Annotated in this window: 17 protein-coding genes and 1 tRNA gene; 6 read left to right on the top strand and 12 right to left on the bottom strand. The window is 60.4% G+C overall.

Annotated elements, in window-relative coordinates; all coding sequences use genetic code 11:
• Positions 1-58: 58 nt before the first annotated feature.
• Both NW814_RS06750 and NW814_RS06745 read left to right on the top strand, forming a co-directional pair.
• A complete protein-coding gene (locus tag NW814_RS06750; protein WP_414394621.1) occupies positions 59-547 on the top strand; it encodes a CRR6 family NdhI maturation factor in 489 nt (162 codons plus the stop codon).
• A 5-nt stretch (positions 548-552) separates the two neighbouring features.
• Complete coding sequence (locus NW814_RS06745) at positions 553-1,101, top strand: hypothetical protein (protein WP_414405681.1); 549 nt, start codon at positions 553-555, stop codon at positions 1,099-1,101.
• Here NW814_RS06745 and NW814_RS06740 read toward each other — a convergent pair.
• The 7 genes from NW814_RS06740 to NW814_RS06710 all read right to left on the bottom strand — a co-directional run bounded on the left by NW814_RS06740 (position 1,077) and on the right by NW814_RS06710 (position 6,721).
• Complete coding sequence (locus NW814_RS06740; protein ID WP_414405680.1) at positions 1,077-1,550, bottom strand: YbhB/YbcL family Raf kinase inhibitor-like protein; 474 nt, start codon at positions 1,548-1,550, stop codon at positions 1,077-1,079. The genes NW814_RS06745 and NW814_RS06740 overlap by 25 nt on opposite strands.
• Before the next feature lie 48 nt (positions 1,551-1,598).
• Positions 1,599-1,683: transfer RNA gene (locus NW814_RS06735), tRNA-Ser, on the bottom strand.
• A gap of 202 nt (positions 1,684-1,885) precedes the next feature.
• Entirely contained in the window at positions 1,886-2,143 is a 258-nt protein-coding gene (locus tag NW814_RS06730) for a DUF2358 domain-containing protein (protein WP_414405679.1), read from the bottom strand.
• Entirely contained in the window at positions 2,140-2,937 is a 798-nt protein-coding gene (locus tag NW814_RS06725; RefSeq protein ID WP_414405678.1) for an MBL fold metallo-hydrolase, read from the bottom strand. The genes NW814_RS06730 and NW814_RS06725 overlap by 4 nt, the downstream gene beginning before the upstream one ends.
• A 4-nt stretch (positions 2,938-2,941) precedes the next feature.
• On the bottom strand, positions 2,942-4,282 hold the full coding sequence (locus tag NW814_RS06720) for a TldD/PmbA family protein (protein ID WP_414405725.1): 1,341 nt from the start codon (positions 4,280-4,282) through the stop codon (positions 2,942-2,944).
• 18 nt (positions 4,283-4,300) lie between these two features.
• Entirely contained in the window at positions 4,301-5,245 is a 945-nt protein-coding gene (locus tag NW814_RS06715) for a DUF4351 domain-containing protein (RefSeq protein ID WP_414405677.1), read from the bottom strand.
• A 15-nt stretch (positions 5,246-5,260) separates the two neighbouring features.
• The gene (locus tag NW814_RS06710; RefSeq protein WP_414394609.1) at positions 5,261-6,721 is read right to left on the bottom strand and encodes a TldD/PmbA family protein; all 1,461 of its coding nucleotides are present in this window, start codon (positions 6,719-6,721) and stop codon (positions 5,261-5,263) included.
• 263 nt (positions 6,722-6,984) lie between these two features.
• Between NW814_RS06710 and NW814_RS06705 the strand changes: the two genes are divergently transcribed.
• Together NW814_RS06705 and NW814_RS06700 are read left to right on the top strand one after the other, a co-directional pair.
• A complete protein-coding gene (locus NW814_RS06705) occupies positions 6,985-7,590 on the top strand; it encodes a uracil-DNA glycosylase (protein WP_414394814.1) in 606 nt (201 codons plus the stop codon).
• Positions 7,591-7,640: 50 nt separating this feature from the next.
• The gene (locus NW814_RS06700; RefSeq protein WP_414405676.1) at positions 7,641-9,248 is read left to right on the top strand and encodes a B12-binding domain-containing radical SAM protein; all 1,608 of its coding nucleotides are present in this window, start codon (positions 7,641-7,643) and stop codon (positions 9,246-9,248) included.
• A gap of 15 nt (positions 9,249-9,263) precedes the next feature.
• Here the strand turns inward: NW814_RS06700 and rbsK are convergent, their stop codons facing one another.
• Positions 9,264-10,181, bottom strand: a complete 918-nt coding sequence (gene rbsK / locus NW814_RS06695) for a ribokinase (RefSeq protein WP_414405675.1) — start codon at positions 10,179-10,181, stop codon at positions 9,264-9,266.
• Positions 10,182-10,301: 120 nt separating this feature from the next.
• On the opposite strand from rbsK, the gene NW814_RS06690 reads away from it, so the two are divergent.
• Positions 10,302-10,613 carry a YbjQ family protein gene (locus NW814_RS06690; protein WP_011431068.1) on the top strand — a complete coding sequence of 104 codons (312 nt, stop codon included), beginning with the start codon at positions 10,302-10,304 and terminating at the stop codon, positions 10,611-10,613.
• 5 nt (positions 10,614-10,618) lie between these two features.
• Here the strand turns inward: NW814_RS06690 and NW814_RS06685 are convergent, their stop codons facing one another.
• Both NW814_RS06685 and NW814_RS06680 read right to left on the bottom strand, forming a co-directional pair.
• Positions 10,619-11,368, bottom strand: coding sequence for a YebC/PmpR family DNA-binding transcriptional regulator (locus NW814_RS06685; protein ID WP_414394604.1), 750 nt, complete (start codon positions 11,366-11,368; stop codon positions 10,619-10,621).
• A gap of 95 nt (positions 11,369-11,463) precedes the next feature.
• On the bottom strand, positions 11,464-12,063 hold the full coding sequence (locus NW814_RS06680; protein ID WP_414405674.1) for a hypothetical protein: 600 nt from the start codon (positions 12,061-12,063) through the stop codon (positions 11,464-11,466).
• A 363-nt stretch (positions 12,064-12,426) separates the two neighbouring features.
• Here NW814_RS06680 and NW814_RS06675 point away from each other — a divergent pair, with 363 nt between their 5' ends.
• Positions 12,427-13,125, top strand: a complete 699-nt coding sequence (locus tag NW814_RS06675; RefSeq protein WP_414405673.1) for a hypothetical protein — start codon at positions 12,427-12,429, stop codon at positions 13,123-13,125.
• On the opposite strand, the gene NW814_RS06670 is transcribed toward NW814_RS06675, so the two are convergent.
• Both NW814_RS06670 and NW814_RS06665 read right to left on the bottom strand, forming a co-directional pair.
• Entirely contained in the window at positions 13,122-13,439 is a 318-nt protein-coding gene (locus tag NW814_RS06670) for a hypothetical protein (protein ID WP_414405672.1), read from the bottom strand. The two genes, NW814_RS06675 and NW814_RS06670, sit on opposite strands and share 4 nt — an antisense overlap.
• The coding region (locus tag NW814_RS06665; protein WP_414405671.1) for a hypothetical protein at positions 13,381-13,652 on the bottom strand (272 nt) is incomplete at its 5' end. The genes NW814_RS06670 and NW814_RS06665, both read right to left, overlap by 59 nt.

Genomic DNA, 13,652 nt, shown 5'->3' with positions numbered 1-13,652 from the left:
TTGATGCTATCCACAGCCCTGGCCAGGACTTAAGACGTTAAGGTAACTGCTTGTCGTCGTGCCGATTACCTTCTACTTGCCGGCCAAAGCCATTCAAACCCTGGATTTAACGCCGGGCCATGAGTTGGTGAAAACCTTGATGGCGGATCCCGTTGGCGCCGCTCAGCAGGTTCAGTGCGCCATCGATTGGCCGCGCAGCCCCGACGATCCGCGCGAGCTCTCGGAGATCCCAGAAGTGCGCCTGTGGTTCATCCGCTGGGACACGGTTTACCCCTGGATGCCCTACTTTCTCGACTGGCGCAGTGGTGAGCTGGCCCGTTACGCCGCCATGCTGGTGCCTCACCAATTCAACCCCCGCGAAGGGATCGTCTACAACCCGGAGGCATTGGAGATCTTCGTCTACCAGAAGATTTTTGTGCTGATGCGCTGGTTTAAGCAGCAGAAACTGGGATCGGTCTCGATGCTGCGCGACATGGCCTTGGTGTTTGGCTTTGAGGTGCAACCCGAGTTTCTCAGCCTCTGGGAAGCTGAGACAGGGGAGCCATGAGAGTGATGGTGGCAGACACCTGGCCTGGAAGTCGGGCAGCACTAGGAGTGGCAGAGGCCTGGCAGCAGGCGGTGCAAGCCCCTTGGGGCCTGCTCGAGGTGGATCCCAGCCCTTCTGAAGCCCAGCTTAGAACCCTCTGGCGGCAGATGGTTGCTTGGGAGGGAGAGAAGGCCCCGCTGCTGGTGGTGCCCGGAAGCCTTGCCGACCCTCTGGGGCCTGGCCAAACCTGGGCTGACCTAGCTGCTGCGTGGGGGTTCAAGGTACTTCTGACGCTGCCTGAAGAAGCTGCCCTTAGCCAAGCAGCCGCCTTTGCAGCTTTGCTGCGGCAAACCAAGGCCGACTGCCTAGGGTGGGTGCTCCTGGAAGCGGCACCAGCCCTCTCCTCCCGACTAGAGCCTGCCTTGGTCTGGCAGTTGCCGGCCCAGGTAGGGATCCCCGTTTTGGGTAGAAAAGCAGTGGCTGGCTCGGTGGTGTGGAGAGAAGAGCTGTGGGATCTCCTCAGTCTAAGATCTACGCAGGGATGGGGGGCCTACCCCGAGCTTCCCCTCCTTTGATAGGTGCCCATCAGCTGCGCCTGGGCGAGGATGTGGCCTTCCATGGCCCGTAGCAAGGCCTCTTTGGTGGCTCCTGGAGCTAAGGCTAGCTGCCTGTCCAGGGCGTAGAGGGTGAAGAAGTAGCGGTGGGTGCTGCTGGGAGGGCAAGGGCCACCATAAGTGTTCCGACCCCAACTGTTTTGCCCGTGGACGGCCCCTTGGGGGAGATCGCTGTCGGAGCGGATCCCTTCTGGCAGACTCGTGACCCTGGCAGGCAAGTTGTAGACTACCCAATGGACAAAGGTGCCTCTGGGGGCGTCTGGGTCATCCATGATCAGGGCAAAGCTTTGGGTTCCTGCAGGTGCCCCCGACCAACTCAAGGGGGGAGAAAGGTCGTCTCCTTCACAGGTGTAGCGGGAGGGGATGGGTTCTGAGGGGGCAAAAGCGGAGCTAACAAGCTGCAAAGTCATACGACCGGAGCTCAGGAAACCTCAGCAGCTAGGGAAACGATTCTGTGACGGAGAGAGTGGGATTCGAACCCACGGTGAGTTGCCCCACACAGCATTTCCAGTGCTGCGCCTTCGACCACTCGGCCATCTCTCCAGTGCACCTATGCAACTACTTTTCAGCAGCGCCGAAAAGTGAGCTTTCTAATTCTAGCAAAGAAACTCCCCGCCCTCTAAAGCTTGCAGCAGTACCTGCCAGCGAGAGCAGCGCTAGGGATTGAGGGTGGCGTTGAGTTGCATTGCTGTCTAGTCAGGGATGCACAGGCGGGGACGCCAGGGCAAAAAAGACAGGGATCCCCTTAGCGTCCACTCGGTGCTGATATAGCGCCGACCGGTTGGATGTCGTGCAGCTCGAGATGGATATCTTGCAGCCACCGCCCCAGGCTGTCGATCATGGCTCGATAGCGATCCAGGCCGCAAAACTCGTTGAGGGGATCCCGGAAGTAAACTTGGGGATCGTAAATTGAGTAAGTTCGATTTTTGGGGAAGCGAGCGTAATCTGCCCGCAAAATAGCCACCAGATCAGGGCCAGGCGGGGCTTGGGAAGGAATGCTCATGCCTTGGCTGCAACAGAAAGAGACACCGTTTCCCCAGGAGCAGGGCAGCATAGTCGGATTGATCGGCCGGTGGCAGCGTTCAGGGATCCCAGCTTTTCCCGAAACTCCTCTAGGCTCCCCAGAGGGCGGATCTGGGCGGCAAACCAGCCCTGGTAGTTCACCTCTCCCATCGCCGTCGGGATCACCTGCTGCGGGCGCAGGGCTGCCACCACCTGCAGGGCTCGCTCCGGCCCCATGATGACCTCGCCCAAGAGGGGAAAGATTTGCCCCACCACCGGAATCAACAGAGTGTGGATGGGAGAAAACTCCTGCTGCAGCCGCGGGCGGACATCGGGTTGGGAAAGATGAGGCTCATAGTAAAGCCGCGTCTGGGTGGATAGCTCTTCCAGCAAAAAGCCCAGCTCCCGCACCGGCCCCAAAGGCGCGCCGGGAACTGCTGTGATGCGCAGATCCCCCCACTGCACCCCCTGCCAGGGATCCAGAGCTTGAACCGCTGCAAATCCCAGACGCTTCACTACCCTAGCTGCAGCCGGTGAAGCCAAAACCGGGATCTGCTTGTCCAACCTTTGCAGGGTAGGCGGGTGGCAGTGATCCGGCTGGCCCTGGCTGAGGAGGATCCCGTCAATTTTGGGCAGAGTCTCCGGGGTAAAGGGGGGCGGCTGGCGGTGCTCCAGGCGGAGGAACCAGGGCAGGCCAAAGAAGACCAAAGGATCCACCAGCCACGGATCCAGGAGGAAGGTCTGCCTCTGGGTCTGGACGAGCCAACTGTTAAGGTCGAGGCGGGTGAGTTTCATGGAGCTATTGGCCGGTGATGGAGAGGTCAGCTACCCAAATGCGGGGACACAGGCCAGCAGGAGTGACCTGTGGCTCCGGCTCGACGTAGAAAATCGACTTCAACAGCTCCAGAAAGTCCCCGGCTACTGTGGCCGCCTCGATGCTGATGCGCTCTCCCTGGCGCACCCACCAGCCCTGAAAGGGCAGGGAGAAGGATCCCTGTAGAGGCTTAACTCCAGCATGGAGGGCCTGCAACTCGTCAATCCAGACCACGTTCTCAGCCGTGGCCAAGTCATAGGTGCTCTCCGGCGGTGCGCCAGCAAACACGTGATAGTAGTGGGCGGCAACCGTCACTTTGGCGCCGATGTTGGCATGGCCGGTGGGCTGGGCCCCCAGACGTTTGGCAGTGCCGGCGCTGTGCAAGAAGTGGGTTAGGACACCGTTGGTGATGAGGGGAACGCGGCGGGTGGGGGTGCCTTCGCCGTCAAAGCTAATTGCGCCTACGTTGGTGGGGTGTAGCGCGTCATCACACACGGAGAGCAGCGGCGAGGCAATCTGCTTGCCCAGCGAGTCGGGGGTGGAAAGGCTTTGGTTGTCGAGGATGTTCTGGGCGTTGAAGAGATTGGAGAAAGCTCCCAAGAGGCTTAGAAAAGCTTCCCCAGAAAAAACCACCGTGTATTTCCCCGAAGGGATCCGCTCGTACTCCAGGTGGCTGATGAGTTTCTCGGCAGCTTCTTTGGTGCAACCTTGAATATCCAGCTCCTCCAGGCTGCGAGCCACCCGCATGGCGCCGGCGCTGCGGGGTTTGCGGCCCTCTTGTTCTGCTTTGCCGTAGAGAAAAATTGAGGCCAGGGTGTGGCCCTCTTGGCGCAGGGCTTGGTCGCTGTTGAGGTAAAAGCGGTCAATCTGCCGCTGGGCCAAGCCGTTGTAGGGTACCCCTTGGATGGCGGGATGGGATCCCAGCAAAGCCTTCTCAGCAGCCACCAGTTGCTCTAGGAGCTCGCTAGCCAGCGCCAGGGGCCTTTTGTCGTTGCAGGGCTGGAGAATGGGCAGCTTGGCCTCTGGGCTAAATTGGGGCGCGTGTTCCCGCACACCGAAGTGGCTGGCCTCAAAGGCCGTCTGCAGGGCCAGTTCCAACCCCGCCTCATCGACATCGGTGGTGGAGGTCACTCCCACCTGCCCTTGGTCGTTCCAGGCCCGCACCGTTACGCTGCAGCGGTGGGAAGCCTTGACCTGGCGAGGTTCCCCGTGATCTACCTGCACGCTGGTTTCGTCCACTTGAGCCCCGTAGAGATCAAACTGGGGGATCCCCAAACGTTTGGCACAGCTTTGCACCCGTTCGGCCAAGGCCTCAACTTGCAGTATCGCCACTCCTTCTCTCCCCTACCGACAGGCCAGCCAGGCGGTCAAGTCCTCCACGCTGTTGAAATCCAGCAGCGCTTCCCCCAGCGCCTCCAGTTGCGACGTTGGCAAAGTCCAAATCCTGTTTTCCAGAGCCGGGTCAAGGGATCCCAGCTTCCGCCGCAAAAGCCGCAAAACCAGCGTTGCTTCTCCATGCTGCAATCCCTGTTGCAGTCCTTGTTGCAGTCCTTGTTGCAGGCCCAGTTGCAGACCTTCTTTGCGCCCTGCTTCCAGGCCCTCGCGCAGAGCTTCTGCCCGCCACTCTTGGTAGATCACCGACTCCCTCATATCCAAAGACCTCATGGTTTGTCGAATTAAGCACCGATCCAATGCTAGTCCTGCCAAAACGGCTGTTGCCGCTGCCAGTTCCCGTCGCTCGTTGAGGTCTGGCAAGCGCTCTAGCTCACTGACCACTCCCCGCAAGGTTTCTGCCGGATCCTCCACCGGACTCAGGACGCGAAAAGGGAGCAGGGCTTGCCAAACGTGCTCCGCACCGCTCACGCGAATGTGCTCCGCACCGCTCACGCGAACGGTTCCGGCTGGCAAGTTGCATTCCCACAAGCGAATGACCTCGAACTCATGGCTGAGCCTTTCTAGGCGGAAAAAGGTTTGGAAAACTCTCTCCGAGCGCGTTTTGCGAAGATAAATGACCACCTGCCGCACCGGTAGCTGGGGATATTTCCGATAGAGGCGAAGCCGGTAGTCAGCCATGCGAAAGGGGATTTCAGGATCTGGATCTGTTTGAAATTCCAGATGCAAAATGCTCTGCTGAAGCCCCAACAAAATCACGGAGTCTGCCCGGATGGGCTCCTCTGACAATTCCGTAGGCAGCATCTGTACCGGTGCAGCCACTTCTCTTACCAGCCAGGCGGCAAACTGCTCCGGGAAGCGCTCTGCCAGGTATTTGCAAACGTTGTCGTAGGCCATGGGGGATCCCTGGATCTAGCGCCCGCCCACGGTGATGGCGTCCACCTTGATGTGGGGCTGACCCACGGTGACGTAGATGTTGCCGCTGACAGAACCACAGAAGCCAGGGGCTAGGCGAAGATCCTTGGAGCACATGGAGATCTTGGTCAGGATGTCCTTAGCTTCCCCGATTAGGGTAGCCCCCTTGAGCGGCTTGGTAATTTTGCCGTTTTCGATGAGGTAGGCTTCTTCAACGGCAAAGTTGAATTGTCCCGTGGGGCCGACGCTGCCTCCCCCCATGCGCTTGCAGTAGATGCCCTTGTCAATAGAAGCAAAAAGATCGTCCAGTTCGGCATCGCCGGGAGCGATGTAGGTGTTGCGCATGCGGCTGGCGGGGGCAAAGGTGTAGTTCTGGCGGCGACCGCTGCCGGTGCGAGGGTGGCCAGTGCGCATGGAGCCAGCGCGGTCAGCCAGGAAGTTCTTCAGAATGCCCTTTTCAATGAGCAGGGTGCGCTGAACCGGCATGCCCTCGTCGTCCACATCTAGGCTGCCAAAGGCCCCCTCGGAGAGCCCCTCATCCCAGGCGGTGAGGTTTTTGTGGGCAATTTTCTGGCCTTTTTTGTCGGCAAAGGGGGTGGTTTTGCGCTCGATCTGAGTGGTTTCCAAGAGGTGCCCACAGGCTTCGTGGAAGATCACGCCGCCAAAGGCGTTGGACATGACGATGGGGTAGGTGCCCGACTCCACGTAGTCGGCGTAGAGCATCTGGCCGGCAGCCTCTGCCAGCTCCTGGCTGTGGGCTACAAGATCCCAGCGGCGCAAAAAGTCGGGATCCCCGGTGCCCCCCGCCCGTTGACTAACCGAAGCCCGGTGGTCGCCGTCGGCGCAGAGCAGGGTAGAACTGACCGACTGGGTGAGGCGAATGTCACGCACAAAGGTGCCATCGCTGCAGGCCACCAGGATCTCCTGCCAGTCGCGGAAGTAGTTGGTGCGGCGGGACTGGACGTGGCGAGCTTGCCGCTTCAGCTCTGCGTTGGCCCGCAGCAGGATCTCCCCCATTTCGCCGATAGGGCTGCATTCCTTGAGCCAGCCGTCTTTGCTGCGGCGCTCGGCGTAGTCTTGGAGCAGCCCTAGGTTGGCAGGGGAGACCAAAGCGGCAGGGCCAGGGGGGGTGAGGCCCATGAGCAGCAGGCCTTTTTCCAGAGCAGCTTTGAGGCCGGCAAAGGAGAGATCGTTGGTGCTGACGTAGCAGTCAGCCAGGCCGCGAAACACCCGCACCCCCGCGCCGGTGGAAAGCCGAGGGGTGATGCTGGTGATGGCGTCGTCTTCCGCCAGGCAGCTGATGGAGTTGACCCGCTCCAGGAAGATCTCCACCAAATCGGCGCCGGCAGCCCGTCCCCAGCCCAAGAGAGTTGAAAGGGGATCCCGCCAGTCCTCGCCGAAGCGCTGCAGGGTGGGGCGATAGTCGAGGTTGGGCAGGTCTTTGGATAGAAGCAGCATACAGGCCTATGGGGCTGGGGCCGGTTTTTGTTTCCTCAGTTTAACAAGACGTAAAGGCTGCCTTTTGGGGGAAAGAGCCTCCCAGCTTGACAAGGGCAAAGGAGCAGCCGAAGATCGCTGCACAAGGAACCCCCCAGCTTGCAATGGCTGCCAAGAAAAGAGGCTCGGAGCTTCAGCCCAGCCTGTTTGACGATCCCCTAGAGCCGCCTGCCCCCACTGCGGAGACTCTTCCCCAATGGGATCAGATCCCGCTCTCGGCCCAGGTGCCCATTCCCCCCGGTACCTATCGGGATCTGGAACAACTGGAGCAGCACTGCCGAGTCTGCCAGCGCTGCGAGTTGGCGGCCAACCGTACCCATGTGGTGGTGCACCGAGGCAACCCCAAGGCAAGGATTCTCATCATCGGCGAGGGGCCGGGGGAACAGGAAGATCTGCAAGGGCTGCCCTTCGTGGGCAAGTCGGGGCAGTTGCTCGATAAGATCTTGGCCTCCGTGGGGCTAGATTCCGAACGGGACACCTACATTTGCAATGTCGTCAAGTGCCGTCCCCCCAACAACCGCGTGCCCACCCAGGAGGAGATGGACGCCTGCCGGCCCTACTTGTTGGAGCAGATCCGCCTGGTGGATCCCTGGATCATTTTGTTGACCGGCGCCACCTCGGTGCGCTCCCTTCTGGGGGATAAGCGGGGCATTACCAAGATTCGCGGCGAGTGGATCCAGTGGCAGGGGCGCTGGTGCATGCCGATTTTTCACCCAGCCTATCTGCTGCGTAACCCCGACCGCACCCCCGGCAGTCCCAAGTGGCTGATGTGGCAAGATATTCAGGCGGTAAAGCAAAAGTACCTGGAGCTTGCCGGCGCAGCGCGGTGAATCCTGCAAAACCCGACTAAGCTGGGAAAGGAGCTCCTTGCCGTCTTGCCTTGACCCCTTCGGAGTTTGCCCTCGAGCAGCTTCTTTTCACCCCGGCCACACCCGACCCGGACGCCGTGCGGGTCATCTACGCCTTTCCCAACACTTACTCAGTAGGAATCACCAGCCTTGGCTACCAGGTCATCTGGAGCCTGCTGGCCAGCCGTCAAGATGTGGTCGTCTCCCGCCTCTTTACAGATCTGGCCGAACCTCTGCCGCGGGATCCAGAGCTGATGGGCTTTTCCCTGTCTTGGGAGCTGGACTACGTCCATATCCTGGATCTGCTGGAGCGACAGGGGATCCCCCTCCAGGCCGAGGCGCGGGGGGAAGCGGATCCCTTGGTTTTCGGCGGTGGCCCGGTGTTGACGGCCAACCCTGAGCCCTTTGCTGCGTTCTTCGACTTCGTCCTGCTGGGGGACGGGGAGGGGCTAGTGGAGCAGATGATCCAGACCTACCGCCAGGTGCGGCAGGGCTCCCGAGCGGAAAAGCTGCAGGCGCTGGCCCAGGTACCGGGGATCTACGTGCCCAGCCTCTACGAGGTGCATTACCGCGAGCCCGAGGGCCCGGTGGAGAAAGTCATCCCCAAGCTGGACGGGATCCCCAGCTCCATCCGCAAGCATACCTTCCGCGGCAACACCCTCTCGGTTTCCACCGTGGTTACCCCCAAGGCAGCCTGGGAGAACATCTACATGGTGGAGGTGGTGCGCAGTTGTCCGGAGATGTGCCGCTTTTGCCTGGCCAGCTACCTGACCCTGCCCTTCCGCGCTGCTGAGGTGGAGGGGCATCTGATCCCCGCAGTGGAGCGGGGGCTGCAGGTGACCCAGCGGATTGGCCTTTTGGGGGCCTCGGTAACCCAGCACCCCCAATTTGAGCAGCTGCTGGAGTACCTGGCCCAGGATCGCTTTGAGCGGGTGCGCCTCAGCCTGGCTTCGGTGCGCACGGGCACGGTCACGCCTCGCCTGGCGCAAGTTCTCTCCCGTCGCGGCAGCCAGTCCATCACCGTGGCCATCGAGAGCGGCTCGGAGCGGCTGCGCCAGGTCATTAACAAAAAGCTGGCCAACGAAGAGATCTTGGCGGCGGCAGCCCACGCCCAGGCTGGCGGCCTGAGGGGGATCAAGTTCTATGGCATGGTGGGGATCCCGGCAGAGACCCAGGCCGATCTCGAGGCCACGGTTGCCCTCTTCAAGGAGCTCAAGAAGGTGGCTCCCCGCCTGCGCTTGGCCTTGGGCTGCAGCACCTTTGTGCCCAAAGCCCATACTCCCTTTCAGTGGCAGGGGGTAGATCCCCAGGCGGAGAAAAAGCTGCAGTGGTACCAAAAACACCTGCGTCCCTTGGGGATTGAGTTCCGCCCAGAAAGCTATAGTTGGTCGGTCATTCAGGCTCTGATTTCCAGAGGGGATCGACGAGTAGCGCAGGTTTTGCAGTTGGCGCGGGAGTTTGGCGACTCCCTGGGCAGCTACCGGCGCGCCTTCAAAGAGCTCAAAGGAAAGCTTCCGCCCTTGGACTACTACGTCCACAGCAACTGGGATCCGGCGGATCCCCTTCCCTGGCAACACCTTGAGGGCCCTCTTAGCCTGGAGCGGCTGCGGCAGCACCGCCAAGAGGCCTTTTCCGTGTAGCGCAGGAAGCTGTGCTTAAGGATGAGGGCCTGTAGCGGCCAGAAACGCCTCGATCTCAGCGCGGCGCGGCAAACTAGGCTGAGCCCCAGGGCGGGTTACGCACAAAGCCGCAGCGGCATTCGCAAACCGTAGAGCTTCCCTCAGGGGTTTGCCAGTAGCTAGGCAGGCGGCCAAAGCGCCGCAGAAGCTGTCGCCGGCAGCGGTGGTATCCACTACCGCCACAGGGTGGGCCGGCAGGTAGCCGCTTTCTCCGCCATCGGCCCAGACCAAGCCTGCTCCCCCCAACGTGACGATCACTGTCGGGATCCCCTGCCGTTGCAAGGCTTGGGCCACTTTTTCGGCTTGCGCGGGTGTCTCCACCGGCAACTGGGCAAGAGCAGCGGCTTCGCTTTCGTTGAGCACCAAGTAGCGCACCTGGCGCAGCAGGGATCCCGGCAGGGGCACCACAGGGGCTGGATTGAGCAGGACGGGGATCCCTTGGGCAAAGGCTTGCTCTGCCACCGCCTGCACCGTGGCCAGGGGGATTTCCAGTTGCAGCAGAACCATCGCTGCCGGCGTCCAAGGAGGCAGCTGGGCGGGGGTGTAGCGACCGTTAGCGCCGGGGCTGACCACAATCCGGTTTTGCCCTGCTGGATCCACAGTGATCAGAGCGATGCCGCTGGGCCCTTCCAGCTCCCGCAGGTGGTGGGTATCGACGCCGTTCTGCTCTAGGTTCTCTTTCAGCAGGCGGCCAAAGCTGTCAGATCCCACTGCCCCCCACATCTCCACCTGGGCTCCCGCCCGTGCCGCTGCCACCGCTTGGTTGGCCCCCTTGCCGCCAGGGTAGGTGGCGTAGTCGGATCCCAGCACCGTTTCCCCAGGCCCAGGATGGCGTGGTACCTGCACCACCAAGTCCAGATTCAAGCTCCCCACTACGCGAACTAGGGCTGTCATTGGCTAGCTGAAAAACGGTGCCCTAGAGGTAGCTCATTCTAGCTCCCACCACTGGGTTGGAGAGCTTTCCACCTTGGAGAGGATTGGCTAGCTTGTGAGGGGGTGACGCGGAAACAAGCCATGCTGCTGACCACTACAGACGTGCTCCAAGGTAGAGAGGTTGAGCGTTACTTGGGCATTGTTACCGCCGAGGTAGTTTATGGCACCAATGTTCTACGGGACTTCCTTGCTAGCCTCCGCAACATCATCGGGGGACGCACAAGAACCTATGAAGAAGTTCTCGAGAATGCCCAGAAAAAGGTTTTGGAAGAGTTGGAGCAGCGAGCCAAACGTTTGGGAGCAAATGGCATCCTAGGCGTTAGCATTCATACCAACATGAGCGCGACAATGATCCTCGTTACCGCCGCCGGCACCGCCGTCAAGCTGCGCTAGAACCTTTAGGCCAGGCTCTCCATCAATGCCTCGTCGATCTCAAAGTTGGCGTAGACATTTTGCACATCATCCAAGTGGTCCAGCCGCTCCATGAGGGTCAGTACCAGCTTGGCTGTCTCGGGGTCCTCCACATGCACCTCCGTAGAGGGGATCCAGCGGATGGCCGCCTCTTGCACCTGGTAGCCTTCTTTTTTGAGGTAGGTGGCCACCTGCTCCAGCAGGGTGTAATCGCAGTAGACTTCTGCGTCGGTTCCCTCTACCTTGAGATCCTCCCCGCCTGCTTCGGCTACCGCTAGCAGCAGAGCTTCGGGATCTGTCACCCCCTCTAGGCTAATCACCCCTTTTTGCCGGAACAGCCAGCTCACGCAGCCACTTTCCCCCAGGCTGCCGCCGACTTTGCTGAAGGCCTCCCGCACCTCGGCAGCCGTGCGGTTGCGGTTGTCGGTCATCGCCTCGATCAAGACAGCTACCCCCCCAGGGCCGTAGCCTTCGTAGCGAATTTCCTCCAGGGGGCTGTCGTCGGTCCAGTTGCCGGATCCCTTGGCGATGGCCCGCTCGATGGTCTCAGCAGGCATGCCTGCCGCTTTGGCTTTCTCCACGGCCGAGCGCAGCCGAAAGTTGGCGTCAGGATCGGGCAGGCCGTTGCGCGCTGCCACGATGATGGCCCGGGAAAGTTTGGTAAATAGGCTGCCCTTTTTGGCATCTACACGGGCTTTTTGCCGCTTAATATTGGCCCATTTGCTGTGTCCTGCCATGCTGTGCACACCAGTCAAGCAACCTAAGGGAAGGGATCCCCTAACTTTGAAGCCTAGATCACCACTTGCTTAGGTCTCAACCCCAGAGGTGCAGGTCAAGGCTGGATGGGTTGCCGCTCGATTACACCCCCTGGTGGCGGTGGAGCTTCTGGCGTTGCTTGAGGTGTAGGCGTTGGTGTCTCTATAGGAGCTGGCGTGGGAGGCAAAGGAGGTACAGGCTCTTCAAGCACAGCCTCAGGCGGAGGGGTCGGGGTTGGCGGCTGAGTTAAAAAGGGCGTTACCTGTTCCAGCAGCTCGGCATAGAAGATTCCGTCCTGCTCCGGCCCAAAGCGGCCCACCGCCCAGCGGTGACGGGGCACAAACAGGGTTTGCAGCAGCACTTCCCGACTGGCGAAAGAGGGAGTGCCCACAAAGACGTAGCCATCGACAATGACACGGTTCAAGTCAGGCCGAGTTTGAAACACCCGGTCCACCTCCCGCAGCATCTCCGCATCCAGCCGCTCCAGCAGAGTTCCCAGAGTGTCTTCAGGCCTGACCAAAACCCGCACTGGAAAGCGATAGCTTTCGCATCGATACTCTCCGCAGAGCTTAACCAGCTCGTTCCGAACTCGGATCTGCACCGCCGGATCGATGTCTCTCACCGGCAGGGAGACTTCTGGCTCTGGCTGCTGTTCCGCTTCCTGGGCCCAAGTCAAGAGGTGGCCACCCCAAGCTCCCAATAGCAGCGATCCGCACAACAAGGCGAGTTCCCAACCTCCAAGGGGAAGGCTCCAGCCTGGGCTGCCTCGCGCAGGGCGTTGTGAAAGCAGGAGATTGGGATCCCGATTCTTACTCAGCGGGCTGTTCATAGGTTAACCACTACGGCGTCGATAGCTACCGCCAACTCTACCCGACATGGGCCTAGGAGGCACTAGGCTAAAACGGAGCCGCTCCTGCTGGATGTCGATGCTCAAAGGATCAGGGGGAGGGATTGCTGGATTACCAAATCCGTTCGCTGCAGCTTGCCGAAATGGCTGTAGTCTAATCTGGAGAAGCTAATGATCCTGCAAGAGGTATCTATGGCAGCGCCAACATCAAAGGTTTGGGGATCCCCTCTGAAGCTTTTTTGGGGCTTCCTAGCCTCGGCTGCCCTCCTGGCAGGCTGTGGGGGAGCTGGAGGGACGGTGCCACCTCCGGTCAACGTTTGCGAGCAAGCCTTTCCAGCGATTTTCGAGGCCAAGAGCTTGCGCCCAGGAGCAAGGCGCAGTGGAACCTTGGGGCCAAATAGCGACTTGGAGATCTACTTCGATGAGAGGGACAATGTCATAGATGCCCGGGAAGTTCCACCTCCCCCTGGCACGTTTACCTTTTATGTCGATGGATTCCTTTACTTTCCTTCTGCAGCCAATGTTACAGGAGTTACTATCCGCCTAACCAGTCCAGTCTTCGACCCTCTGCTGGTCATCTCTGGTCTTGATGTCAACAGGGAGACTGATCCGGAATTCTTCTTCATCAACGATGACGCAAAGCCTGGTGATTTCACCACCTCTGAGCTGACGATCCCAGTACGGCAAGACCGCTGTTACCTAGTGCTAGTGCAAAGCTACTGGGCCCAGAATTCCCGCAGCGTTGCTCCGGGTAGCCCAGGCCGAGGTCCCTATACCCTCGAGGTGGTGAGGGAAACCTCTGCCGCGCCTCCTCCTCCCCCTCCCATCCAGCAGAAGCCTGACGACAGGGAAAACGGCGGTGGCGGTGACCGAGGCGGTGTGGGTATTTAGCTCTGGCGGGTAAGCCTAATGGCAAAGCTTGCGCTGCCACAGGTGGCTGTGCCGCGAATCAAACGCCCGTCAGAGCTGACGGTACCGCTCCACGTGACAGTTGGAGTACCGCTACCCCCTATCCTGCCGCTAACAGAAAGTTGGTTGCCGATGAGCTGGCCACTGCGCTCAGAAAAGCTGGGTGAGGAAATGGTAATCTGATCGCCGTTTTGCTGAATGGAGACGGTTTCCTGGATGCCAGTTGCAACATTGATCTTACACAGCGATCCCTGCCAGATAAAGGATCCTCCCTCGTAGAGCCACTGGCCGCTCAAGGCAAGCTCTGGTGCAGGCGTTGGCGTTGGCGGGGTTGGTGTCGAGGCCGGAGTTGGATTGGGGGTAGGGGCAAGAGGGACAAACGGCGTAAATCGAGGAATAGGGGTAAGCGCTGGTGTTGGCACTGGCGTGGGAGTGGGTGTTGGGGTTGGAGGGGGTGTTGGTGCCGGAGTTCGAGTAGGCGTTGGCACCGGAGCAGGAGTGGGTGTCGG

Origin of the sequence: Synechococcus sp. R65.1 (assembly GCF_047461755.1) — a bacterium.
Taxonomy (GTDB): Bacteria; Cyanobacteriota; Cyanobacteriia; order Thermostichales; family Thermostichaceae; genus Thermostichus.
The sequence above is the reverse complement of the archived record's forward strand: the minus strand, read 5'-3'. Positions and strand labels throughout refer to the sequence as shown.